The organism is Hungatella sp. SL.1.14 (assembly GCF_024460495.1).
In the GTDB taxonomy this organism is placed as follows: Bacteria; Bacillota; Clostridia; order Lachnospirales; family Lachnospiraceae; genus Hungatella; species Hungatella hathewayi.
On the sequence record NZ_JANFYJ010000089.1, the window covers coordinates 1 to 759 of the forward strand.

Here is a 759-nt window from a genome sequence, read left to right on the forward strand (position 1 = left end):
CCCATCTGGATAATCGGGTTGGGCCGGTGTTCTTTACTCTTACCATATTTCTTATCCCCATCCTCCTGCTCAATTTCAAAGTAATAATTCGTACAGTCGTAGTAGAGGATATGATCATTACGTTTCGTTAAGAAGTTGCTGTTCTTATAGAGTTCTGCCTGTATCAGATCACTTTCCTGAGCAAGGACGCTTAAGGCCCGGTATACATCATGGAGCTCATAGCCTGGCTTCTCTAAGAATCCACAGGCAGCTTTATAGGAAGAACGTTTGCTGGAAGGTTCCATGACCCTCGTATAGATCAGATCGGAAAGGATCGCATTGAGATCGTATTCAAACTGATGCTTGTCCCGAATCTTTCTGCATACCCGGTTTAGTCCCAGGCTATAGTAGATGTATTGCAAAAATAAGTATCCACCTTGAAACCGTTTTTCCTTGTTGTAATCGATCTTTTTATCAGCACGTAAAGGGATCAATACTGTTTTTACATCCTTTTGAGCCTTATACTTTTCCGTTTCGATCTCCGCCTGTTTTTTTGCCCATCTCATGACATCATCCCGGGTCGGTCCATGCTCCACTAACAGTTCATTTAATGTTCCAAGTTTTCGTATGGTCTTAGATGTGGACTTCCCCTCTGAATTTATATAGGATTGTCTGATGTAAAAGGATTCCGCATTTTTGGACTTCGTTGTATCAACCTTCATAATAATCACCCCATCCCTATTTTACCACAAAAAGCTAAAAAAGGCTATATATTAAAAC

At 40.8% G+C, this 759-nt stretch carries 1 protein-coding gene; it reads right to left on the reverse strand.

Going from position 1 to position 759, the window contains the following annotated elements; translation table 11 throughout:
* Nucleotides 1-701, reverse strand: a 701-nt coding sequence (locus NE473_RS30050) for an IS1634 family transposase (RefSeq protein ID WP_432764166.1), incomplete at its 3' end; no start/stop codon positions are given.
* Between the last annotated feature and the right edge of the window lie 58 nt (nucleotides 702-759).